Genomic DNA, 23878 nt, shown 5'->3' with positions numbered 1-23878 from the left:
AGGCATGGATGGCGTCCGCCGTTACCCTTCCAGCGTCCCATCGCGCAGACGATGACTGCGATGCACGATGCCGTCCGGCAGTTCGTCGTGGGTGATCATCAACAGACTGCGATTTCCCAGCGCATCCACCATGTCATGCAACAACGCATGCGCGGTATCCACATCCAGGCCTTCGGTCGGCTCGTCCAGCACCAGGATCGGTGCGTCACGCAGCAGCGCGCGCGCCAGCGCCAGGCGCCGTGCCTGTCCGGCCGACATGGTCGCGCCGTTCTCGCCGACCCACGCCGACAAGCCGCCGATCTGCTCGGCCCACGCGTGCAGACGAACCTCCGCGAGCACCTGCCACAAGCGCGCGTCGCTGGCCTGCACATCGCCGAGCCGCAGGTTGTCGGCCACGGTGCCGGCGAACACGGGCGCATTCTGCGGCAGCCAGGCGATCTGGCGATGCCAGTCGGCCTGGGCGAAGCGGCGGATATCGGTATCACCGTAACGCACGCTGCCGGCCTCCGGATCCCATAGCCGCAGCAGCAGCGATGAGAGCGTGGTCTTGCCGCTGCCGCTGTCGCCGCGGATCGCGATCCGTTCGCCCGGGGCGAGCTGCAACTGCACCTGGTCCAGCAGCACGCGCGCCTGGCCGGGCCAGCGGAACACCACCTGATCGAACCGCAGCGTCGCGGGCACCGACGGCACGGCCACGGGCGCGTCGGCTTCCACCACGCCCGGCGCCTGATCCACGATGGCCTCCAGCCGCACCGCGGCCACGCGGCCCGACAACCACGACTGCCAGGCCAGACCGATGCCGGCCCACAGCTCCAGCAGTGCAACGCTCAGGAACACCAGCGCAGCGGCCAGCGCGGCATCCACACGGCCGCTTTCGAAGGCATGCAGTGCCAGCCACAGCATCCCGACCAGGCCACCGGCAGCGCACAGGCCATGCAGTGCGTTGCCACTGATCAGCCGCCAGCGGCGACGTTTGTCACGCGACTTCAGCTGCTTGGCCGCCACCAGCACGCGCTGGTTCCAATGCTCGCGGGCCTGCAGCGCGGCGAGATCGGCCGCGCCTTCCAGCCCTTCGAACGACTGGGTGCGCAGCTGCGCGCGGTGCAGCGCGCGGTCGCGTTCCTGGTCGGCTGCGCCGCGCACGGTCAACCACGGCACGCCGATGCCGATCAGCAGGGCGAGCACCGCCAGCAGACCGGCCGCGGGCAGATAGATGATACCGGCCGACACCACCGCGACCAGCGAGATGCCACCGAGCGCCAGCAGCGGGCCGATCGCGCGCACCAGCAGGCCGTCGACCTCGCCGATATCCGACATCAGCCGCGCCAGCAGCTCACCGGTGCGCACCCCTGCCAGGCGCGCCGGTGCCAGCGGCAGCGCGCGACGGAAGAACCACACGCGCAGATCACGCGCGATGCGCAGGGTGACATCGTGGCCAACCAGTTTTTCGAAGTAGCGCGACACGATCCGCGCCATGGTCAGTCCGCGGATGCCCGCCGAGGGCGAGAAGAAGTTGAAGCCATTGCCGAGCCCGGCCGCCCCAGCCAAGGCGGCGGCGGTCAGGAACCCACCGGACAGCCCGAGCAACGCGGTGCCGGCCAGCATCGTGGTCCACAGCAGCAGCACGGTCAGCAGCAGGCGGCCGCGATGCCGGGCGAACACACCTTTCAGCGAATCGATGTGGGCGGCTTTCATGGCGTCACCTCCGAGGCCAGGCGCGCGCCGCCGGCGGTCAGGGTCAGGCGGGTGTCGGCCCAGCGCATCGCGGTCTCGCTGTGGGTGGCGATCACCACGCTGCGCCCGCGTGCGAATGCCGCCAGGGTGCGCAGCAGATCGGCTTCGGTATCGGGATCGAGGAAGGCGGTCGGCTCGTCGAGCAGCAGCAGGTGCGGATCGCGCAGCAGCAGCCGGGCCAGACCAATGCGGCGCGCCTCGCCGCCGGACAAGCCGAAGCCGCGCTCACCGATCACCGTGTCCAGACCCTGCGGCAGTGCGGCCGCGAAGCGCATCACCTGAGCGGCTTCAGCCACGGCGCGCAGATGCGCATCGGTCGCGCCGGGCGCGGCCAGGCGCAGGTTGTCGGCGATGGTGCCGTGGAACAGATACGGGCGCTGCCCGGCATAGCCCACGTCCAGCCCCGGGCGCAGCACGATGCTGCCCTCGCGGGGTGGCAACCATCCGGCCAGTGCTTCCAGCAACGTGCTCTTGCCGCTGCCACTGGGGCCGACCAGCGCCACGCGTTGCCCCGGCTCGATCTGGAACGAAAGGTGCTGCACCACATCGTGGTGCGCACCGAGCGGACGCAGGCTCACGTCGCGTACGACCACCGGCGGCGCGTGCTGTTCGAGCAGCTCCGGGACGCGCGCGGTGGCGGGCGGTGCGTCATCGACAACGGCGGCGGCAGGCAGTTCGCCGAGCAGGCGCTCCACTTCCGCCGCGGCGGCCAGCGCATTGGCGCGGTCGTGATAGTGCGCGGCCAATCGCCGCAGCGGCGCGTAGAACTCCGGTGCCAACAGCAGACAGAACATGCCCACGCCCAGCGTCGGCACCTGCGCATGCAGCGACATCAGGCCGAGATAGCTCAGGCCCAGGTACAGCGCGACCATCGCGACGCTGACCGAGGCGAAGAACTCCAGCACCGTCGAAGAGAGGAAGGCGATCCGCAGCACTTTCAGGGTGCGCTCGCGTACGCCTTCCGCCGCGCTCGCCACGCCGTCCAGCTCGGCCTCGCCCCGCCCGTAAAGACGCAGGAGGCCAAGTCCCTTGATCCGATCGGCGAAGTGACCGCTCATCCGCGCCAGTTCACCCAGCTGCGCACGGCCGGCCGCTTCTGCGCCCCAGCCGACCAGCATCATGAAGAATGGCACCAGCGGCGCGGTGAACAGCAGGATCAGTGCGATCACCCAGTCGGTCCAGGCCACGGCGATGGCGATCAGCAACGGCACCACCACCACTTCGATGCGGACCGGCTGATAGCCGGAGTAATAATTCTCAATCGCATCGGCATGCGCCAGCATCAGCTCGCCCAACTCGCCGGTGCGCTGCTGGCGCAGCCACAGCGGACCCCGGCCGAGCAGCCGCTGATACACCCGTTCACGCAGGGCCAGCCGCGCCGCATCGGCGACATCGCCGGCCGCCGCCTGGGTCGCACTGCCGAGCAGGGTGCGGATTCCCAGCACCGCCAGCAGTCCCAGCAGCACCGGTGTGGCCTCTGCCAACGGGCGATGATCGACCAGCACCGCCTGGATCAGCCAGGCGATGGCGGCGGCCTGCCCGATCAGTAACGCGCCGGACAGGCAGATGCAGATCGCCGCGAGGCGCTGCTTGCCGCGCGCGGCCGTTGCCAGCCCGCCCAGCCAGTGCAGGCGACGGCGGCGCAGGGCGGTTGTCTCATCAAGGGGCGCGTCGGGGGGTATGCTCAAAACAGGTCACTGGCGGCCACAGGGAGGTTCCGTCGATTGTAGTAGGTGCTGGCCCCGTCCCCGTGCGGCCAGCGGTCGCAGGGATGGGAGCGCATACGATCCCCGCGCGAGTGTCCTTGTACATTGATCTGAATCAAGGCTGTTTGAAGTTGCTGGTCACAGAATTCACCCCGTAGACCCCCCTTCCCGCCACCTGAAACGGCAAAACCCAACGAGGTAGCCAGGCCATGATTGATCAGACAGTCGTAGAACTGTCGCGGCTGCAATTCGCTCTGACCGCGATGTACCACTTCCTTTTCGTTCCCCTCACGCTTGGCCTGTCGTTCATGGTGGCCATCATGGAGAGCGTCTACGTCATGACCCGCAAACAGGTCTGGCGCCAGATGACGCTGTTCTGGGGCACGCTGTTCGGCATCAACTTCGCCATCGGCGTCGCCACCGGCATCGTGATGGAATTCCAGTTCGGCATGAACTGGTCGTACTACAGCCACTACGTCGGTGACATCTTCGGCGCACCGCTGGCGATCGAAGGGCTGATGGCGTTCTTCCTGGAAGCGACCTTCATCGGTCTGTTCTTCTTCGGCTGGAAGCGGCTGACCCCGGTCAAGCACCTCACGGTGACCTGGCTGATGGCCCTGGGCACCAACCTCTCGGCGGTGTGGATCCTGATCGCCAACGGCTGGATGCAGAACCCGACCGGCGCGATCTTCAACCCGGAAACGATGCGCATGGAGGTGGTGGACTTCGCCGCCGTGCTGTTCAACCCGGTGGCGCAGGCCAAGTTCGTGCATACGGTCAGTGCGGGCTACGTGACCGGCGCGGTGTTCGTGATGTCGATCAGCGCCCTGTTCCTGCTGCGCAACAAGCACAAGGACATGGCCCGCCGTTCGTTCGCGGTGGCGGCGGCCTTCGGCCTGCTGTCCTCGCTGTCGGTGGTGGTGCTGGGTGACGAAAGCGGTTACGCCGCCAGCGAACACCAGAAGATGAAGCTGGCCGCGATCGAAGCGATGTGGGAAACCGAGCGTGCCCCGGCCGACTTCACCGCCTTCGGCATTCCGAACCAGACCACCCATACCAACGACTATGCGATCAAGATCCCGTACCTGATGGGGCTGATCGCCACCCGTTCGCTGGACCAGCCGATCCCGGGCATCCTGGAACTGGTGGGGCGTGCCGAAAACCGCATCCGCGGTGGCCAGCTGGCTTACGGTGCACTGGAACGCGTGCGCAAGGACAAGAACGACGTCGAAGCGCGCGAGATGTTCGACCGCCATTGGCAGGATCTGGGCCACGGCCTGCTGCTCAAGCGCTATCGCGAGGACATCCTCAACGCCACCCCGGAAGAAATCTCCAAGGCCGCGATGGATACCGTGCCGCGGGTCGCCCCGCTGTTCTGGACCTTCCGCATCATGGCGGGCCTGGGCTTCTACCTGATCGCCTTCTTCGCGCTGGCCTTCTACTACTCGTGCCGCCACAACTTCCAGGACAAGCGCTGGTTCCTCAAGCTCGCCCTGTGGTCGCTGCCGGCGCCGTGGATCGCGATCGAATGCGGCTGGTTCGTGGCCGAGTACGGTCGCCAGCCGTGGGCGGTGGACGGCGTGCTGCCGACCTTCTACGCCGCGTCGGGCCTGGCCCTGCATGAAATCCTGACCACGCTGGCGGTATTCACCGCGCTGTACACGGTGCTGCTGGTCATCGAAGTGAAGCTGATGCTCAAGGCGATCCGCAAGGGCCCGGACGACATCCTGCCGTCGCTGCAGGCTGCAGCCACGTCCCTTTCCCCCAATGCCGCTGCGCCGACCCACGGTCGGGCGTAAGGCAGGAGAACCCAGATGGAATTCATTGGACTCGATTACACCACGCTCCGCGTGATCTGGTGGCTGCTGCTCGGCATCCTGCTGATCGCCTGGGCGGTGATGGACGGTTTCGACCTCGGCGTCGGCACGTTGCTGCCGTTCGTGGCCAGGACCGATGACGAACGCCGGCTGGTGATCAACACCGTCGGCCCGGTGTGGGAAGGCAACCAGGTGTGGCTGGTGCTCGGTGGTGGTGCGATCTTCGCCGCCTGGCCGCCGTTGTACGCGGTCAGCTTCTCCGGCTTCTACCTGGCGGTGTTCCTGATGCTGTTCGGGCTGATCCTGCGCCCGGTCGCCTTCAAGTACCGCAGCAAGATGCCCGGAAAGCGCTGGCGTGAGAACTGGGACCGTGCGCTGTTCGTCGGTGGCCTGTTGCCGGCACTGATTGCTGGCGTGGCGGTGGGCAACGTGCTGGTCGGCGTGCCGTTCCACTTCGATGACAGCATGCGCATCTTCTACACGGGCACCCTGATCGGTCTGCTCAACCCGTTCGCCCTGGTGGCCGGCCTGGTGAGCGTGGCGATGGTGGTCTCGCATGGTGCAGCGATGCTGGTGCTCAAGACCGATGGTCCGGTGGCCGAGCGCTCGGCCCGTTACGGCAGCATCGCGGCGGTGCTGACCTTCGTGCTGTTCGCCCTGGCCGGCGTCTGGGTGGCCTTCGGCCTGCCGGGCTACCAGATCACCTCGCAGGTGGTCACCGATGGCCCGACCAACCCGCTGCTCAAGACCGCTGCCGCCGGTGCGGTGGCCGGTGGCTGGCTGCGCAACTACCAGAGCATGCCGCTGACCCTGCTGGCCCCGATCCTCGGGCTGGTCGGTGCGCTGGCCAGCGCGGTGCTGCTGCGGGCCCGTCGGGGTGGCCTGGCCTTCCTGGCCTCGGGTGCTTCGATCGCCGGCATCATCCTGACCGTCGGTTTTGCGATCTTCCCGTTCCTGCTGCCCTCCTCCAGCCAGCCGGGCTCCAGCCTGACGGTCTGGGACAGCTCCTCCAGCCACCTGACCCTGGGGATCATGCTGATCGCCACGGCCATCTTCCTGCCGATCATCATCGCCTACACCTCCTGGGTCTACCGCGTGATGAAGGGCAAGACCACGGCCGAAGAGATGGGCGACAACCCCAACGCTTACTGATGCGCCCCACGGCGCGATAGGAGACTTACCATGTGGTACTTCGCTTGGATTCTGGGTGCAGGGCTGGCTTCGGTCGTGGCCATCCTCAACGGCATGTGGTTCGAAGCCCGCGAGCAGAGCCGCACGGATCACGAAGAAGGCTAAAAAAAGGTTGCCGATCGGGTCTTCACACCGTATCCTTGTCGGCTCCTTCGGGGTGTAGCTCAGTCTGGTAGAGCGCTACGTTCGGGACGTAGAGGTCGCAGGTTCGAATCCTGTCTCCCCGACCACTTCGGTGGTCGTATTGAAGCCTGGGAACACGTTTCCAGGCTTCTTTATCAAGGGCCGTGGCAACACGGCACCGAAGGTGAAAAACGCGATCCCCCCTTGCCGCCGACCGGCGGGATCGATACAATAGGCGGCTCCTTACGGGGTGTAGCTCAGTCTGGTAGAGCGCTACGTTCGGGACGTAGAGGTCGCAGGTTCGAATCCTGTCTCCCCGACCATTTGATGGTCACAATCAAGCCTGGAAGACTTCAGTGTCCTCCGGGTTTTTTTGTGTCTGTCGATTGAGGCACGTCAGCAATCAGGGCGATGGGCGGGCCTGACACGCCGGATAGCGGCTCGGAATGTCGCCCTTGCAGCTACCGGTGTAGCGGTAGCCTTTCCCCAACATGCAGCGCTGTGCCGCGTAGAGCGTGTCTCGGGAAAGATCGGCCGTTTCCCTGCCCGTGGCACCTTGCCGGTCCGGCGAGATGTTCCCACTGCGTTGGCCGCCGCAGGCCTGCCAATCCATGTCACGCACCAGCGTGCCCGCGTCCGGCCTGCTCCAGTCGTGGCCCGGAGGGACCAGGTGCCGGGTCGCGGCGGGATGTCCATTCATCCACATGCCACCTGCGCCACAGGCGGTCAGGCCAAGCAGCACTCCCAGCACCGCCATCGCACCAATGAAACCCCTTCGTACGAACAGCAGCGTCGTTGACATCGCTCCTACTCCACCGGGAATCCACGACGGACAAACTCGAACCCGTTGCCGATCATGCATGCGTCGTAAAGCTGGCCCAGCCGGGCGTTGATCTCTCTGTACCGCTTCTTCTGGGCAGCCGTGCGTTCGGCATGCCAGACCTTCGTAATCACAGCACCCTCCTTGAGCAGCCCCGCGTACTCTGCGTCGTTGCGCATCTCCTGACTGCATCGTTGCCGCACCCGGTCCGCCTCGGCCTTGCTGGTACCGGCCCTGCGCCAGTACTGCCGGGTGGGCATGACCCGGACGGAACCCGCCGGAATGGGTCCCCTGTCCGCCGTCGCTACCTGGCCAGGCACGGCAGGAGCAGTGGCACAGCCTGCCACCGTAAGAAGTAGAGTCGCCACCAGCAGCGAGGTGTACCCCCTCGCATGTCCTTGCCTCCGAACCTGCCTCATGCATTTCGTCCTGGTTGTCCGCAGCCGCCTTGCTTCTGGCATGCGGGATACCGACTGCGTATATCCCCATCCACATGCCGAAGATGCCGCAACTGGCGAGCATCAACGTCGTACAGGTCAGTAGAAGCCTGTTTCCTGCACGCGGGACACTCATGGTACGGCCACGACGCGCACTGCCCGGCTCATCGTACAACCCTGCACGTTGCCGTCGCTCATGTCAGGGCCCCGGCGGCTCCCGGCGCGACCTGCCGGGATCGAACCCGTACAATGGACGGTCCTGGCCTCGCCTTCGGCGCCGGCCCAGTCCCCTTCCCCGCAGATGCCGGCCGCTGGCCGGTCTCTGCCGTTGCACCCGCGCGCCGGCATGGCCGCGGTGCGCCACCTGTCAGGAACATGCTGATGACTCACCCCACCTCACCGTCCCAGTCCCTGCTGCACGGACGCCTGCTGGCGTTTGCCGCGATCCTGCTGGCCGCCTTGAACCTGCGCACTGCGGTCACCTCGCTGACCCCGCTGCTGGATGTGCTCGGCCAGACGTTCGGCTTCGGCACCACGATGACCGGCGTGCTCGGCATGCTGCCCACCGCGGCCTTCGCGCTGTTCGGCGTCACTACCCCGGCCGTGGCGCGCCGCCTGGGCCTGGAGCGCACCGCGCTGCTGGCGATGAGCCTGGCCACCGTGGGCCTGCTGCTGCGCTCGATGGCCGGCGGCGTGGGCAGCCTGCTGTTCGGTTCGGTGGTGGCGCTGGCTGGCATGGGCATCGGCAACGTGGTGGTACCGCCGCTCGTGAAGCGCTACTTCGCCAACCGCGTGGGCACCATGAGCACGCTCTACATCACCGTGCTGCAGATCGGCACGATGATGCCGGCACTGCTGGCGGTGCCGGTCGCGCAGCAGGCCGGCTGGCGCGTGTCGCTGGGCATCTGGGCGCTGATGTCGCTCGCCGCCGCGCTGCCGTGGCTGATGCTTTCGCGTGCGCGCCCGCATCCGGACACCATCAGCGCCGCCAACGACCCGTCCAGCGCGCCGCACGGCAAGGTCTGGAAGACACCGCTGGCGTGGGGCATGACCCTGATGTTCGGCATGACCTCGCTGATGACCTATTCGATGTTCACCTGGCTGCCGCGGATCGTGGTCGAAGCCGGTGCCACGCCGGCCTTCGGCGGCATCATGGTCGCCATCTTCGCTGCCTGCGGCCTGCTGCCATCACTGACCATGCCGGCGCTGGCCGTGCGCCTGCGCAATCCCTTCGGGCTGGTGCTGATCGGCTTCAGCGCCTTCCTGATCGCCTTCGCCGGCCTGTTGTTCGCCCCGATAAAGGCGCCGTGGTTGTGGGCGGTACTGCTCGGCATCGGGCCGTCGACCTTCCCGCTGGCGCTGACCCTGATCAACCTGCGCACCCGCACCCCGGCCGGTTCGGCCGCGTTGTCCGGCTTCATGCAGGGCGTGGGCTATGCGTTCAGCTGCCTGGGCCCGTTCCTGTTCGGCTGGCTGCATGCGGTCAGTGGCGGCTGGCACCTGCCGTTCGGCTTCCTGGTGGTGTGCGCGGTAGTCCTGTTGTGCGCCTCCTGGGTTGCCTGCAAACCGCAGAAGCTCGAAGACCAGTGGTGAGTGCCCCGCTGCGTCCATCTACACGCGCTGTGCGCAACAGCTGACGTAGCGTGTCGCTAACTGACCCGCTGCGCGGCAACGGGTGATGTTCGGGTCCGCTGGCATCGCCAGCCGGATGAACAGCTTCATCGCGACGGAGTGCGTTCCCCTGCTGGCGACATGGCGGGAATCTTCAGTATTTCAACGACTTGCTCCTCCCCTCCGGGTGCTACCCGGGGGCTGATCGGCCGTACCCGGTTCTTGGCGATTTGGCACCAAGCGCGCAGTCAGGCACGACTGGCATGTGATGTGCGTCACAGTTTGTGACGCTAATGCCATTCGAAAGGATGCTCCAAGGGGGGTTCCATGTACGACCATCGTCCGCTGGCGCTCGGCGTCGGCCTGGCATGTGCCGCACTCGCTTTCTCCGCTCCGGCTGCCTTTTCCGCCGAACCGCGGGCCGACGCCCTGGCCGAGATCGGCCAGTTCCGGGACCACGCCCAATGGCTGGATGCACTGGCGGCGATTGAGCGGGCCCGGGTGCAGGCACCTGACGACACCCTGCTGTATCGCCTGCAGGTATTGACCCTCTCGGATATCGGCAACGCGCACCGCGCGTGGCAGCTGTACCTGGCCCGCCCCGACCTGTTCGACACCGCCCAGAAAGAACGGCTGGAAGGCAATTACCTGGCCAAGCTGGTGGGCTGGAGCCTGGCCTATGGCCCCAGCGAGGACACCCGCCTGGATGAAGCCGACGCCGCGCTGGTGCAGATGCAGCAGTATCTCGAACGCGACGGCACCACGGTGCAGCAGGCGCCGCTGCGGATCCGCCATGACCGCCTGATCCTGCTCAACCGGCTGGGGCGCCACGCACAGGTGCGCGATGAGTACCGCGACCTCCTCGCCGAGGGCCACCCCGTCCCCAACTATCTGCTGGCAGCGGTCGGCGATTCGCTGATGGCCACCCAGCATCCGGACGAAGCGATCCCGGTGCTGGAGGCGGCGCTCAAGGCCGATCCGTCGCTGCCGGAAGCCCGCTCCGAGCTCGCATATGCGTATCTGGAAGACGAGCAGGCCGAGACCGCGATCGCCCTGCTGACGCGCTGGCAGGCCGATGAGCCGGCCTGGCGTTGGGCCAACGGGGCCAAGGCGCCGTACCCCAACTGGCCGCGCTACGAGGCCGACCTCAACCTGGCCATGGTGCGCGCCTACAGCGGCGATCTACCCACCGCCCAGCGCGATCTGGAAAAGATGGTCGAGGTCGGGCCCGGCAACACCGGCACGCAATCCTCGCTGGGCAACGTCTACCTGATGCGCGGCTGGCCGCGGCGGGCGCTGGAGCGCTACAGCATGGCCAACACACTGGACCCGCGCGATGTGCCGGCGCGCCTTGGGCAGTACGACGCCTACGTGCAGGTGCAGCGCGATGATCTGGCGCGGCCGATCCACGACACCCTGCTTGCCGCCTATCCCAACCAGCCGTCCGTGCAGCGCATGGACCGCAGCTGGCGCGCGCACCGTGGCTGGCAATGGCATGCCTATGCCGAAGGCGGCCGCAGCTCCGGCGGTGGCGGTGCGTCGCCGCTGGGCAACGACGACGGCCGCTATGGCGTGGAAGTGCAGTCCCCGGTACTCGACGACCGCTGGCGCCTGGTCGCGTTCGCCGACCGGCGCAGCGTGGATTTCCAGGACGAGAGCATCGACCCGCTGCGGATCGGCGTGGGCACGCGTTACCGCTACGGCCGCGCGGATGCGGAAGCGTTCATCCACCGCGCCAACGACCACATCGGCGAGACCGGCCTGAGCGCCGGGTTCGGCTGGCAGTTCAGCGATCAGTGGCATGCGGGCATCACCGCCGCACGCAACGACCCGGAGGCCTCGATGCAGGCGCGCGTCTCCGGCATCACCGCCGACAGCATCGCGCTGGCGGCCGACTACCGGCGCGACGAGCGGACCCACTGGAGCCTGGGCGCCAGCCGGTTCCGCTACGACGACGGCAACCGCCGCGACACCGTCAGCACCGCCATCGAACAGCGCCTGATGACCCGGCCGACCGTGTTCGTGGACGGCCTCGGCAGTCTGTACGCCAGCCGCGGCAGCCGCGGCGACGTGCCCTACTTCAATCCGTCCGAGGATCGCTCGGTGGAGATCGGCCTGCGCGTGGACCAGCAGCTGTGGCGCCACTACGAACGCCACTTCCGCCATCGCCTGACCGTTTCGGTGGGGCAGTACTGGCAGCAGGGCTATGGCAGCGCGATCGTGCCCTCGGCCGAGTACCGCCACGAATGGCAGCTCGGCGAAGGCCGCATTTTCGAGTACGGCATCCGCTGGTCGCGACCGGTCTATGACGGACAGCGTGAACGACACATCGGCCTGGATGCCGGCCTGCGGTGGGGAGAATGAGATGCGGCACATCGACATGAAGCGCTGGTCCCACTGGCTGTTGCTGGCCCTGCTCGCCGTGGTGCTGCCGGCACAGGCACAGCAGACGCCGGCCGCACTCGATGCCGCCGACAACGGCCTGCTCGTGCTCAGCTACCACGACATCCGCGACGAGGTGGCCGAGCGCGGCGACCCGGATGCGTATGCGGTCAGCACGCAGAACTTTGCCGCGCACCTGGACTGGTTGTCCGCGCATGGCTACCACCCGGTCTCGCTGTCGCAGTTGATCACTGCCTCACAGGGTGGCACCCCGCTGCCGCCCAAGCCGGTGCTGCTGACCTTCGATGACGGACTGCGCAGCGTGTACAGCAAGGTCTTCCCGCTGCTGCGCGCCTACAACTATCCGGCGCTGGTCGCGGTGATCACCGACTACGTGGACATGCCGGCCGGGCGCCAGATCGACTACGGCTACCGCCCCTTCACCCGCGACGATTTCCTGACCTGGGCGCAGCTGCGCGAGATGCAGAACAGCGGGCTGATCGAACTGGCCAGCCACACCGACAACCTGCACCACGGCGTGCAGTCCAACCCGCAGGGCAACTCGACGCCGGCGGTGATCACGCGCATCTACGACCCCACCCGCAGGACCTATGAAAGCGCGGCCGAGTACGAGGCCCGCCTGCGCGCCGACCTGGGCCGCAGCGTGGCGCGCATCCAGCGCAATGTCGGCGTCAACCCGAAGGCGATCGTGTGGCCGTACGCCGCGTACAACGCGCTCAGCAACGATATCGCCGAGCAGCTGGGCATGCCGGTCTCCTTCGATCTGGAAGGCCGCAGCACCCCGGTCAAGCGCGATCTGCACGGCTTGGCGCGCCTGCTGGTGACCAACAACCCGACCGTGGTGCAGCTGGCCTACGAACTGCGTCGCGATGTGGAACGCGATGGGATGCGTGCGCTGCAGATCGACCTGGATGCGGTCTACGATGCCGACCCGGTGCAACAGGGCAAAAACCTGGATGCGTTGATCGACCGGGTCAAGAAGATCGGCCCGACCCACGTGTTCCTGCAGGCCTTCGCCGACCCGGACGGCAACGGCTCGGCCGATGCGCTGTACTTCCCCAACCGGCATCTGCCAATGCGCGCGGACCTGTTCAACCGGGTGGCGTGGCAGCTCAAGACGCGTGCCGGTGTGAAGGTGTTCGCCTGGCTGCCGGTGCTTGGCTATGAGCTCAAGGACCCGGCCATCCGCAGGGCGCTGGCCATCGAGAGCCCGGAAAGCGACGGCATCTTCCGGCTGGACTTCACCCGGCCAGAGGTCCGCAGGATCATCGATGACATCTACGAAGACCTGGCGATCAACGCGTACTTCGAGGGCCTGCTGTTCCACGATGACGCCTACCTGCGCGACACCGAGCTGACCCGGTTGCCGCAGGAAGGCGATGACGGTGCACGTACCCAGGCGCTGATCGATTTCACCCTGGAGCTGCGCACTGCCGCGCAGCGCTGGCGCCCGAAACTGGGCACCGTGCGCAACCTGTATGCCCAGCCCGTGCTGGAACCGCAGAGCGCGAGCTGGTTCGCCCAGCGCCTGGACCTGTTCAACAAGGCCTACGACCACACCGCGCTGATGGCGATGCCGTGGATGGAAGGCAGCCGCAGCCCGGAACGCTGGCTGGACCGGCTGGTGGTGGCGGTAAAGCAGCACGATCCGCAGTTGTCGCAGACGATGTTCGAGCTGCAGACGCTGGACTGGCGCACCGGCAAGCCGATCCCCGGCGACCGCCTGCGCGCGCAGATCCGTCGCCTGCAGGCGCAGGGCGTGCGCCATTTCGCCTGGTATCCGGATGACTTCATCGCCGGACGTCCCTCCACGTATGACGCCCGCGCGGCCATGTCGGCCCGCAGCTTCCCGTACGAGGAAAAGTGAGGTCGCCATGCATCCTCTTCTCTACATTCTGTTCCAGTTCGCCTTCTTCTACCCGATGGTGATGGCGTTCTTCTGGATGTCCGGCGGCCTCTATTACTTCTTCCGGCGCGAACGCAAGGCGCGCGATCGCAATGATCCGCCGCCGATGGCGGTCTACCCGTCCGCCTCGATCCTGATCCCCTGCCACAACGAAGCGGAGAACCTGCAGGACACGCTCGACTCCGCACTCAGGCAGAACTACCCGGACTTCGAAGTGATCGCCATCAACGATGGCAGCAGCGACGACACCGGGGCACGCCTGGATGCCCTGGCCGCCCTGCATCCCCGGCTGCGTGTCGTGCACCTGGACCGCAACATGGGCAAGGCCAACGCGCTGCGCATGGGGGCGCTGGCGGCGCGCTCGGAGTTCCTGGTCTGCATCGATGGCGATGCGATGCTGGAGGAGTACGCCACCCATTGGATGGTCTGGCACCTGACCTCCGGCCCACGCGTGGGCGCCGTCACCGGCAACCCGCGCATACGCAACCGGTCCACCCTGCTGGGCCGGCTGCAGGTGGCCGAGTTCTCCTCGATCATCGGCATGATCAAGCGTGCGCAGCGGGTGTACGGGCGCATCTTCACCATCTCCGGCGTGATCGCCGCGTTCCGTCGTACCGCCCTGCATCGCATCGGTTACTGGTCCGATGACATGGTCACCGAGGACATCGACATCAGCTGGCGGCTGCAGCTGGACCACTGGGACATCCGCTACGAGCCCAATGCGCTGTGCTTCATCCTGATGCCGGAAACGCTGAAGGGACTGTGGCGGCAGCGCCTGCGCTGGGCCCAGGGTGGCGTGGAAGTACTGCTGCGGCATGGCGGCTCGCTGTTCCATTGGCGCAAGCGGCGGATGTGGGGGGTGCTGATGGAGTACATCCTCAGCGTGCTGTGGGCGTACACGATGCTGGCGATCATCGTGCTGTGGGCGCTGGGCAAGTTCATGGAGCTGCCGCCTGATCTGTATATCGCCACGCTGCTGCCGCAGTGGCATGGCGTGATCCTGGCCCTGGTCTGCCTGCTGCAGTTCGCCAGCAGCCTGATCATCGACCGCCGTTACGAAACGCATATAGGACGTAATTACTTCTGGGTGATCTGGTACCCGATGGCGTACTGGCTCATCAGTCTGTTCACGACCCTGGTGGCGTTCCCCAAGACGATCTTCAAACGTCGTGGCAAGCGCGCGGTCTGGGTCAGTCCTGACCGGGGTATCCGATGAACACCGTCAAATCCACCCGCCGCTTCGACTCGCGGCTGATCCAGAAACCGCGCCAGCAGCCGCGCCTGCAGCGCACTGCCTGGGGCTTTGTCACCATCGCCTTCTGGGCGTTCTACTTCTATCTGTGGGCACCGCTGGTGACGTTGATCTCGTGGCTGCTGGGCGGGCAGATGGCCTGGGCGCAACTGTACGAACAGAAGCAGACGATCGACCCGTTCGTGGTGATCGCGCTGCCGGTGATGCTGCTCTGCTGCGCGGCGCTGCTGATCGCCTGGGCCGAGTACAACCGCATGCGCTTCACGGGCAAGGAACGTCGGCTGCCGCATGACGATGTGACCCGCGCCGAGATCGCGCACGACCTCGGTGCGAGTGCCTCCGTGGCCGCGTCGCTGGCCGATGGCAAGTCGGTGACCCTGCACCTGGATGAGCACGCGCGGCCGGTACGGGTCACCGCGCAGGCATTGGCGGTCGCATACGGGTAATCGCGCGGGTGCCGACAAACCGGTAGTGGCGGGGGCGGGGGCGCGCCCCCGCGGGGGCCGCCGGGGCGGGGGCGGGCGGCGGCCGCCCCCCCCCCGGCTCTACCCGGTCACGCGCGCGTCTGGCCTTCGCCGCGGACGACGAAGCGCTCGACGGTCAGTGCTTCCAGTCCCATCGGGCCATAGGCGTGCAGCCGGGTGGTGGAGATGCCGATCTCCGCGCCCAGGCCCAGCTCGCCACCATCGGAGAACCGCGAAGAGGCGTTGACCATGACCACGGCCGACCGCAGCGCCTGCACGAAGCGTTCGGCGGCGACCGCGTCCTCGGTGGCGATCACTTCGGTATGGTCCGAGCTGTACTGCTGGATATGCGCCAGTGCCTGATCGAGGTCCTTCACCACGCGCACCGCGATGATCAGGTCCAGGTACTCGGCGGCGTAATCGTCGTCGCTGGCCGGCCCGGCGTCGGGCAACCACTGCCGCGCCACCGCATCGGCACGGACCTGCACGCCCTGCCCCGCCAGTGCCTGCGCCACCAATGGCAGGAAGGTCGGCGCGATGTCGGCATGCACCAGCAGCGTCTCCAGCGAATTGCAGGCCGAGGGGCGGCTGCACTTGCCGTCCACCAGCAGGCCCAGTGCACGCGCGGGATCGGCGGCACGGTCCACGTACAGATGGCAGACGCCCTTGTAATGCTTGATCACCGGCACCCGCGCGTGCTCGGCGACGAACCGGATCAGGCCTTCCCCGCCACGCGGGATCGCCAGATCGATCAGGTCGTTGAGCTGCAGCAGGGCCAGCATGGTCTCGCGGCGCAGGTCCTCGACCAGGGTCAGCGCGGCATCGGCGACACCGGCCTCGCGCAGCGCGCGCTTGAGCGACGCCGCGATGGCGGTATTGGAGTGGATCGCTTCCGAACCACCGCGCAGGATCACACCGTTGCCGGCCTTGATGCACAGCGCGGCCGCATCGGCGGTCACGTTCGGGCGCGCTTCGTAGATCATCGCGATCACGCCCAGCGGCACGCGCACCTTCTGCACGCGGATGCCATTCGGGCGCACGTCATCGCGGGTGACCTGGCCGACCGGATCGGGCAACGCGGCCACCTCGCGCAGCGCGGCGGCGATACCGGCCAGCCGCTGCGGGTTCAGGGCCAGGCGGTCCAGCATCGCGGTCCCGACGCCCTTCTCCGTCGCCGCGGCGAGATCGCGCGCGTTCGCGGCGAGAATCAGATCGGTATCCGCGTCCAGTGCGGCAGCCATCGCCTCCAGCAGAGCGGCCTTGGCGGCGGAAGACAGCTGGGCGAGTTGCCGGGCAGCCTCGCGGCAGGCCAGCGCCTGGGTGCGGATGTCGGTACTGGAGCTGGCGACCATCTCAATATCCTCGAAAAAAACGGTAGAGCCACGCCATGCGTGGCTGGGGGATGTCGAACGGGCCCAGGTTGCGCAGCCACGCATGGCGTGGCTCTACCGTGGATGTTCTTACGCTTTACAGCAACACCAGATCGTCGCGGTGGATCACGTTGCCACCGTAGTTGTAGCCGAGCACGCTTTCGATGTCGCGCGAGTGGCGCCCGGCGACGCGGCGGATGTCGCTGGCCGAGTACTGGCTGACGCCACGGGCCAGGCAGACCTCGCCGGCCTCGGTGCGTTGCCGGATCTCGATCATGTCGCCGCGGCGGAAGTCCCCCTCCGCGCCGACCACACCGCCCGGCAGCAGCGAGGCGCCCTTGCCACGCAGCGCATCGGCGGCGCCCGCGTCGACCAGGATCGCGCCCGGCTCCAGCGGTGCGTGGCGCAGCCAGTACTTGCGTGCCGCCACGCGGGTCTGCGCGGCGTGGATGCGGGTGCCGAACAGGCGTCCCTGGCTGAGCGCACGCACGACCTCGGCACTGCGCCCGTTGAACAGGCAGGTCTCGATGCCGACGCGGCCGGCCTTGGCCGCGGCCTCCAGTTTGGTATGCATGCCGCCGGTGCCGGCACCGCTGCCGGCCCCCCCGGCCATCGCCAGCACCTCGACGGTCAGCTCAGGCACATCGTGGATCGGCCGTGCCTGCGGATCGCGGCGCGGATCGGCGCTGTACAGGCCGTCGATATCGGTGGCGATGAACAGCACGTCGGCGTCGATCAACGCGGCCACGGTGGCAGCCAGATTGTCGTTGTCGCCCAGCTTGAGCTCATCCACCGAGACCGTGTCGTTCTCGTTGACCACCGGCAGCGCGCCCAGCCGCAGCAGCTCGTTGAGCGTGGCGCGGGCATTAAGGTAACGGCGGCGGTTGCGCAGGTCGTCGTGGGTCAGCAGTACCTGGGCCACCGGGCGCTCGAAGAAGCGCTGCCACAGCCCGATCAGCTGCGCCTGGCCCAGCGCGGCAAGCGCTTGCCGCGCGGCCATCGCCGCCCCGGCTTCGAGCGCGCGGGGCACGATCGCCCGGCCGGCCGCGACCGCACCGGAGGACACGATCACCACCTCCCGACCGGCCAGCACATTGGCCGAGACGAACTGGGCCAGACCGAGTGCGTGGCGTGGCGAGAGGCCGCCGCCATCGGCCGCCAGCAGGCTGCTGCCGACCTTGAGCACGGCACGTTTCCACTGCGGAACGGCTTGTTCGGTGAACGGCGAAAGCACGGACTGGTTCATGTGATCGGCGCGCTCAGCGCGTGCTCCATTCGTGGATGCGGGCGGTGGCACTGCCGTGCACCAGCAGCGGATCGGTGTCGACCAGCGCCTGCGCGGCGGCCAGGTCGGCGATGTCCTGAAGCACGTACGCGCCACCAGTCTTGTCGGTGAAGCCGCCGGTCAGCAGCAGCTGCCCGCGGGCGCGCACGTCATCGAGGAAGCGCACATGCTCGGCACCGACCTCATCGCGGAAGTCGGGGGTGCGGGTGACCACTACCAGGTAACAGGTTTTCATGTGAGTCCTTTTCGCGGGCAGTGCCCGGCAAGACGTTACAAAAACGGCGGCCTTGCGGCCGCCGTCGTGATTACACCAGTGCGGCCCAGCGGGCGCGCAGCTCATCCAGCCGCAGGTCGGCCGCCGCGCCGGGCGACACGCGCGCGGCCAGGCTGCCTTCGGGGGTACGCCCCTGCCCGGCCGTATCCGCCGCGGCGGCCGCGGCCTTGTAGGCCTCGCGGAACGGCACGCCGGCCACCGCCGCTTCCACGGCGACATCAGTGGCGTACATGCCCGAGTCGATCGCCGCCCGCAGCTTGTCGTCGCGCCATTCCAGATTGGCCAGCAGCGCCGGCAGCAGTTCCAGCGCGGCCAGGCCACGGCCGAAGCCATGGAAGATCGCGCCCTTGCTGCTCTGCAGATCACGGTGGTAGCCCGACGGCAGCGACAGCAGCTGCTCGATCTCGGTCCGTGCCGCGGCCACGCTGGCATGGGTAGCACGCATCAGCTCGATCACATCCGGGTTGCGCTTGTTCGGCATGATCGAACTGCCGGTGGTGTACTGCGCCGGCAGCGCGACGAAGCCGAACTCGCCGCTGGTGAACAGCGACAGGTCCCAGGCGATGCGACGCAGATCCAGGGTGGCACCGCCAAGCGCTTCCAGGGCGGCCAGCTCGAACTTGCCGCGCGACAGCTGCGCGTAGATCGGCGAGATCTGCATCCGTGCGAAGCCGAGCGCCTCGGTGGTGTGCGCGCGGTCGAGCGGCAGGTTCACGCCGTAGCCGGCGGCCGTGCCGAGCGGATTGGCGTCGACCAGGTTGAAGGTGTCGTGCGCGCGGATCGCATTGTCGATGAAGGCCTCGGCCCAGCCGGCCCACCACATGCCCGCCGAGGACACCACGGCGCGCTGGATGTGCGTATAGCCCGGAACCGGCAGGTCCTTCTCGGCCTCGGCACGGTCGAGTGCGACCTTGGCGATCTCGCGACTCAGCTCGGCCACGCGCAGCAGCTTGTCCTTCAACCACAGCCGGGTCGCGACCAGGATCTGGTCGTTGCGGCTGCGGCCGGTGTGGATCTTGCGGCCGGCATCGCCGAGGCGCTCGGTCAGGCGCGCTTCGATCGCCGAGTGGCAATCCTCGAAGCGCTCATCCAGCACGAACGCGCCGCTGCGGAAATCCTCTGCAAGCACGTCCAGCTCGCGCTGCAGGCCGACGCGCTCGTCGTTGCCGAGGATGCCGATGTTCTCCAGGCCCTGCGCATGCGCCTTGCTGGCCGCCACGTCGTACAGGAAGAACTCGCGGTCCAGGATCACATCATCGCCGGCCAGGAAGGTCTGGATCTTGGCGTCTACCGCGACGCCGGGCTTCTGCCACAGAAGGTCTGCCATGTCTTGCTCCGTAGGCGGATTCGCTCCGCCGGGTTGTCAGGGCGCGCGCAGGGGCCGCGCAGCGCCGTGGGAATTCAGTGCGGGATCGAGGCCAGTTCGTCCAGGCCCAGCGCCAGGTTGAGGTTCTGCATCGCCTGGGTCGCCGCGCCCTTGAGCAGGTTGTCCAGGGTCGCCACGACCACCACGCGCTTGCCGCCCGGGGCCACGTCGAAGCCGCCGATCTGCACGCCATGCCGGCCGGCGATGCGGCTGACCCACGGTGCTTCGTCGAGCACTTCGATCAGGGCCTCGTTGGCGTAGTACTTCTGGTACAGCGCGACCACGTCCTCACGCTTGACCACCGTGTTGAGCCAGAGGTTCACCGTCATGGTGATGCCGCGGAAGTGCGGCGCCACATGCGGCATGAACTCGACCGGCACGCGTAGGTGCGCAGTGACTTCGCGCTCGTGCACATGATTGGTCAGCGCATACGGCATCAGGTTGTCGCGCAGCAGCTCGGGATTGTTCTTGTCCGAGGGCGTGGTGCCGGCGCCGGAGTAACCGGAAACACCGAAGCACTGCGGCGGGCCGGCCAGCTGCTGCAGCAGCGGGCTGATCGCCAGCTGCATCGCGGTGGCGTAGCAGCCGGGATTGCTGATGTGCTTCTGGCCCAGGTAGTCGCCGCGGGTCAGTTCGGGCAGGCCGTAGTACCAGCTCGGCTCGAAACGGTGATCGGCCGACAGGTCGACGATCACCGTCTCCGGCTTCGCCGCGTCCAGCGCGGTGACGAACGGTGCGGACAGGCCGTTGGGCAGCGCCAGGATCACCGCGTCCATGCCCTTGGCCGCGACGGCGTCGGCATCCAGGTTTTCGAACTGCAGTTCACCCTGCCAGTCGCTGTGGTGGTCGCTGACGCGCTGGCCGGCCAGCTCGCGCGAGGAGACGAAACCCAGCTGCAGGCGGGGATGTGCGGCAATCAGCTTGATCAGTTCCGCGCCGGTGTGGCCGCGGGCGCCGACGATGCCGACGGTGAAGGTCGTGGTGCTCATGCGTGTGCGTCCAGGCGGTGCTGCAGGTGGCGTTTTACCCCCTGCCATTCCGCATCGATGATGGAGAAGATGACGGTGTCGCGCGGAGTGCCGTCCGGATGGCGCTTGTGGTTGCGCAGCACGCCGTCCTGCTTGGCGCCCAGGCGCGAGATCGCGGTGCGCGAGGTGAAGTTGAACCAGCTGGTCTCGAACACCACGCTCAGGCATTCCAGCCGCTCGAAGGCGTGGGTGAGCAGCATCAGCTTGGTTTCGGTGTTGATCCCGGTGCGCTGGGCGGCCTCGCCGTACCAGGTGTAGCCGATGCTCAGGCGCGGCACCTCGGCTTCCAGGCTGTAATAGCGCGTGGTCCCGACGACCTCATCGGCCTCGTTGAGGACCGCGAACGGCAGCACCTTGCCCTCGGCCTGCGCCTGCAGCGCGGCCTGGACGTAGGCGGTCATGGTCTTCGCGCTGGGCACCTGGGTGTACCAGAGCCTGGACAAGGTGCCATCCCCCAGTGCACCGCGCAGGCCATCGATATGCGCCATCTGCAGCGGCTCCAGCCGGGCATGTGTGCCGGCCAGTGTGGGGACCTTGGTCCAATCGGCAAGATTCATCGGGTTCAGCCCTCCAGGCTGGGGGTGCGTGCGGCGCAATGCTCGACGTACGCTTTGATGCGGTCGAAGCCGTCGGCGCCGAACCAGAACACCTTCCAGTGGCCCTGCTTGTAGCAGCCATCGGATTCGGCGTAGTAGAAGTGATTGATCGGGTTGCCGTTGCGCGAACGCCAGAACAGCTGCGGGGTTTCATCCAGCATCACATTCCAGACGGCACGGCCCAGGCCTTCGCCCTGCGCATCGTCGAGCACGGCGAACTTGTCCAGGTATACGCCTTCGGCTTCGTCGGTGAGGATCACCGCGGTGCGGTAATTCTCGCTCACGTAGGCGCGCAGCAGCTTGGTTTTCTGGAAGTAGTCCGGCACCAGGGTACGCCCGAAGCTGGATTCGATCAGCTGCTTCAGGCGCGGCAGATCGAGTTCCTCCCACGCGGTGGCGCGCAGCACTTTCTCGCCCTTGCGCACCAGCGTGCCTGAGCCCTTGTGGGTGAACAGTTCCTTGGCCAGGTCAGCCGGCCGGGTGATCGACACCGAGGACTCCAGCGGCAGGCGATCCAGCAGGTCCTTGATCTGTTCGATCTTGACCCGCATGCCACCGTGGATCCACGGCTGCTGCATCAGCTGGTCGTACTCGGTGGACAGGTTGATCGAGTCGATCACCTTGCCTTCTTCATCGAGCAGGCCGCCGGTGCCGGTCAGGAAGATGATCTTGTACGGCTGCAGTTCCTGCACCAGCTCGTTGGCGGCGAAATCGGCGTTGACGTTGAGGATCTGCCCGCAGCGGGTTTCGCCCAGGCTGGTGATCACCGGGATCGAGCCGGCGCGCAGGCTGGCTTCGATCGGGGCCAGGTTGACCTTCTTGACCTCACCGACCAGGCCGTAGGTGTCCTGGTCCAGGTACTCGGCTTCGAACACGCCGCCGGTGATCGAGGTCGCGCGCGCACCGTTCTGCTGCAGCGCTTCGACCAGTTGCAGGTTGGAGGCCTGGAACACCCGGCGCACGATCGCCAGGCCTTCGGCCGAGGTCACGCGCAGGCCGTTGACGGTCTGCTTCTCGATGCCGGCCGCCGACAGTTCGGCGTCCAGCTGCGGGCCGGCACCATGCAGCACGATCGGGGTCAGGCCGACTTCCTGCAGGAACGACAGCGAAGAGGTCAGCGCATCGAGGTCATCGCGCAGCACCGCGCCGCCGACCTTGACCACGGCGAAGCGTTTGGCGTCCAGCTGCGAGAAACGCTTGAGGTACTGGCTGATCTCCTTCGCGCTGGCCATGCTCGAGAGCAGGCGCACGATGGTCTGGCGGGTCTGGCGGTGGGGCTGGGAAGAAGGCATTTCGATATCGTCGCAGGCGGCCGGGGCCGCGATGGGAGTTCCGTCAGTGGGGAGCCACGACGGCATCATTGGATCACGCGCCGCGCGCGATGATGCGGTGCACGGACGCGGTGTAACGCTGCAGCTGCTCCAGCGTCACGAACTCATCGGCGGTGTGGGCCTGGGCGATGTCGCCCGGACCGTACACCAGGGTGGTGTAACCCCCGGCCGAGAACAGCGAGGCCTCGGTCCAGAAATCCACCGCGTTGCCGATCGGGATATCCAGGGCATCGGCCACGTCGCGCGCCAGCAGGCGGCGGTTCTCGGCCTCGGCGATGTCGCCGGCCGGGAAGCTGGGCCCGCGGAAGGTCTCGGTGAACACCGCCGCCTCCGGTTCGGCGAAGCTGGCAAATGTGGCCAGCAGCGCATCGATGTCCATCGACGGCAGCGGACGGAAGCCGAAACGCACTTCGGCAGCGGGCGCGATCATGTTCGCCTTGATCCCGCCTTCCACCCGGCCGATGTTGAAACGCAGGCCGGTCAGCCCGCCAAAGCGCGCATGGGCCAGGGTGTCCACATGGTCCAGCGCGCGGTTGCCCCAGCGCATGGCCTGGTGCAACGCGCTGGCGGCCGCATCCTGCTTGCCCGAGGCATGCCCGGCGCGGCCCTTGAACTGCATCAGCACCGAGCTGATGCCACGGTGTGCGAGCACCGCTTCGCTCATCGTCGGCTCGGCCACCAGCACCGCTTCATACGGAATGCCACGGGCGAGGAACGCTGCGATGCAACGCGGATCGTTGGCCTCCTCGTCGCTGGAGAACAGGAACGCGGCGTCGCCATCGCTGGCGTTCGCAGCAGCCACCAGGGCGGCTGCGGCGCCCTTGATGTCGCACACGCCCAGGCCGATCACCCGATCGTCCGCACGCCGCATGACATGCGGGTCGGCGGTCCAGTGCGGGGAGTCCGGCACGGTATCCAGGTGCACGTTGAACAGGTACTTCGGTGCGCCACGCACCGCATACAGGCTGACTGCACCGTCGCCATGGTCGATCACCTCCACGTTGAACCCGGGCAGGTTCGCGCGCAGGTAATCGAAGATGCCGCCGGTGGTGATCGCACGCGGCGGATTGCGCGTGTCGAAGGACACGAGCTGCTGCAGGTGATCGAGTGTCTGTTCCAACATGTTTCTGGATATCCGTAGGGTTCAAAATCGGTAGTGCCGGC

At 67.2% G+C, this 23878-nt stretch carries 20 protein-coding genes and 2 tRNA genes; 10 read left to right on the top strand and 12 right to left on the bottom strand.

The window, feature by feature from the left end:
- Positions 1 to 21: 21 nt before the first annotated feature.
- Together cydC and cydD are read right to left on the bottom strand one after the other, a co-directional pair.
- Positions 22 to 1695, bottom strand: a complete 1674-nt coding sequence (cydC, locus tag ABE434_RS06035) for a thiol reductant ABC exporter subunit CydC (RefSeq protein ID WP_346478182.1) — start codon at positions 1693 to 1695, stop codon at positions 22 to 24.
- Positions 1692 to 3422: a thiol reductant ABC exporter subunit CydD gene (gene cydD, locus ABE434_RS06030; protein ID WP_346478181.1), complete on the bottom strand. Its 1731-nt coding sequence runs from the start codon at positions 3420 to 3422 to the stop codon at positions 1692 to 1694. The genes cydC and cydD overlap by 4 nt, the downstream gene beginning before the upstream one ends.
- 227 nt (positions 3423 to 3649) lie before the next feature.
- Between cydD and ABE434_RS06025 the strand changes: the two genes are divergently transcribed.
- The 5 genes from ABE434_RS06025 to ABE434_RS06005 all read left to right on the top strand — a co-directional run bounded on the left by ABE434_RS06025 (position 3650) and on the right by ABE434_RS06005 (position 6894).
- Positions 3650 to 5239, top strand: coding sequence for a cytochrome ubiquinol oxidase subunit I (locus ABE434_RS06025; RefSeq protein WP_176989428.1), 1590 nt, complete (start codon positions 3650 to 3652; stop codon positions 5237 to 5239).
- Positions 5240 to 5254: 15 nt separating this feature from the next.
- Positions 5255 to 6409 (top strand): cytochrome d ubiquinol oxidase subunit II, encoded by a 1155-nt coding sequence (gene cydB / locus ABE434_RS06020; protein ID WP_176989427.1) that lies wholly within the window; start codon positions 5255 to 5257, stop codon positions 6407 to 6409.
- A gap of 30 nt (positions 6410 to 6439) precedes the next feature.
- The gene (gene cydX, locus ABE434_RS06015) at positions 6440 to 6553 is read left to right on the top strand and encodes a cytochrome bd-I oxidase subunit CydX (protein ID WP_019182852.1); all 114 of its coding nucleotides are present in this window, start codon (positions 6440 to 6442) and stop codon (positions 6551 to 6553) included.
- 48 nt (positions 6554 to 6601) lie between these two features.
- Positions 6602 to 6678: transfer RNA gene (locus ABE434_RS06010), tRNA-Pro, on the top strand.
- Positions 6679 to 6817: 139 nt separating this feature from the next.
- Positions 6818 to 6894, top strand: a tRNA-Pro gene (locus tag ABE434_RS06005).
- A gap of 80 nt (positions 6895 to 6974) precedes the next feature.
- On the opposite strand, the gene ABE434_RS06000 is transcribed toward ABE434_RS06005, so the two are convergent.
- Both ABE434_RS06000 and ABE434_RS05995 read right to left on the bottom strand, forming a co-directional pair.
- Positions 6975 to 7373 carry a hypothetical protein gene (locus tag ABE434_RS06000; RefSeq protein WP_346478180.1) on the bottom strand — a complete coding sequence of 133 codons (399 nt, stop codon included), beginning with the start codon at positions 7371 to 7373 and terminating at the stop codon, positions 6975 to 6977.
- 5 nt (positions 7374 to 7378) lie between these two features.
- Positions 7379 to 7570: a hypothetical protein gene (locus ABE434_RS05995; protein ID WP_346478179.1), complete on the bottom strand. Its 192-nt coding sequence runs from the start codon at positions 7568 to 7570 to the stop codon at positions 7379 to 7381.
- Positions 7571 to 8209: 639 nt separating this feature from the next.
- Here ABE434_RS05995 and ABE434_RS05990 point away from each other — a divergent pair.
- The 5 genes from ABE434_RS05990 (at position 8210) to pgaD (ending at position 15446) form a co-directional block, all read left to right on the top strand.
- Positions 8210 to 9421: an MFS transporter gene (locus ABE434_RS05990; RefSeq protein WP_346478178.1), complete on the top strand. Its 1212-nt coding sequence runs from the start codon at positions 8210 to 8212 to the stop codon at positions 9419 to 9421.
- Between the two features lie 345 nt (positions 9422 to 9766).
- Positions 9767 to 11803, top strand: coding sequence for a poly-beta-1,6 N-acetyl-D-glucosamine export porin PgaA (gene pgaA / locus ABE434_RS05985; protein ID WP_346478177.1), 2037 nt, complete (start codon positions 9767 to 9769; stop codon positions 11801 to 11803).
- 16 nt (positions 11804 to 11819) lie between these two features.
- Positions 11820 to 13709, top strand: a complete 1890-nt coding sequence (pgaB, locus tag ABE434_RS05980; RefSeq protein WP_346478176.1) for a poly-beta-1,6-N-acetyl-D-glucosamine N-deacetylase PgaB — start codon at positions 11820 to 11822, stop codon at positions 13707 to 13709.
- 7 nt (positions 13710 to 13716) lie between these two features.
- Positions 13717 to 14964, top strand: a complete 1248-nt coding sequence (gene pgaC, locus ABE434_RS05975; RefSeq protein WP_346478175.1) for a poly-beta-1,6-N-acetyl-D-glucosamine synthase — start codon at positions 13717 to 13719, stop codon at positions 14962 to 14964.
- Positions 14961 to 15446: a poly-beta-1,6-N-acetyl-D-glucosamine biosynthesis protein PgaD gene (pgaD, locus tag ABE434_RS05970; protein WP_346478174.1), complete on the top strand. Its 486-nt coding sequence runs from the start codon at positions 14961 to 14963 to the stop codon at positions 15444 to 15446. The genes pgaC and pgaD overlap by 4 nt, the downstream gene beginning before the upstream one ends.
- 107 nt (positions 15447 to 15553) lie before the next feature.
- Here the strand turns inward: pgaD and ABE434_RS05965 are convergent, their stop codons facing one another.
- From ABE434_RS05965 to ABE434_RS05930, 8 genes are all read right to left on the bottom strand, one after another.
- Complete coding sequence (locus tag ABE434_RS05965; protein ID WP_346478173.1) at positions 15554 to 16816, bottom strand: glutamate-5-semialdehyde dehydrogenase; 1263 nt, start codon at positions 16814 to 16816, stop codon at positions 15554 to 15556.
- A gap of 115 nt (positions 16817 to 16931) precedes the next feature.
- On the bottom strand, positions 16932 to 18080 hold the full coding sequence (gene proB / locus ABE434_RS05960) for a glutamate 5-kinase (protein WP_346478172.1): 1149 nt from the start codon (positions 18078 to 18080) through the stop codon (positions 16932 to 16934).
- Positions 18081 to 18093: 13 nt separating this feature from the next.
- Positions 18094 to 18354, bottom strand: coding sequence for a YciI family protein (locus ABE434_RS05955; protein ID WP_346478171.1), 261 nt, complete (start codon positions 18352 to 18354; stop codon positions 18094 to 18096).
- A 70-nt stretch (positions 18355 to 18424) separates the two neighbouring features.
- Positions 18425 to 19720: an argininosuccinate lyase gene (argH, locus tag ABE434_RS05950; RefSeq protein WP_293981763.1), complete on the bottom strand. Its 1296-nt coding sequence runs from the start codon at positions 19718 to 19720 to the stop codon at positions 18425 to 18427.
- A 74-nt stretch (positions 19721 to 19794) separates the two neighbouring features.
- Entirely contained in the window at positions 19795 to 20748 is a 954-nt protein-coding gene (gene argC / locus ABE434_RS05945; protein ID WP_346478170.1) for an N-acetyl-gamma-glutamyl-phosphate reductase, read from the bottom strand.
- Complete coding sequence (locus tag ABE434_RS05940) at positions 20745 to 21344, bottom strand: GNAT family protein (protein ID WP_346478169.1); 600 nt, start codon at positions 21342 to 21344, stop codon at positions 20745 to 20747. The genes argC and ABE434_RS05940 overlap by 4 nt, the downstream gene beginning before the upstream one ends.
- Before the next feature lie 5 nt (positions 21345 to 21349).
- Positions 21350 to 22675, bottom strand: a complete 1326-nt coding sequence (locus tag ABE434_RS05935) for an acetylglutamate kinase (RefSeq protein WP_319211915.1) — start codon at positions 22673 to 22675, stop codon at positions 21350 to 21352.
- A gap of 73 nt (positions 22676 to 22748) precedes the next feature.
- On the bottom strand, positions 22749 to 23837 hold the full coding sequence (locus ABE434_RS05930; protein WP_346478168.1) for an acetylornithine deacetylase: 1089 nt from the start codon (positions 23835 to 23837) through the stop codon (positions 22749 to 22751).
- Positions 23838 to 23878: the final 41 nt, after the last annotated feature.

The sequence above is a fragment of the Stenotrophomonas sp. TWI1183 genome (assembly GCF_039673115.1).
Lineage (GTDB): Bacteria > Pseudomonadota > Gammaproteobacteria > Xanthomonadales > Xanthomonadaceae > Stenotrophomonas > Stenotrophomonas maltophilia_AA.
This window is presented reverse-complemented; position numbering and strand designations above follow the sequence as displayed.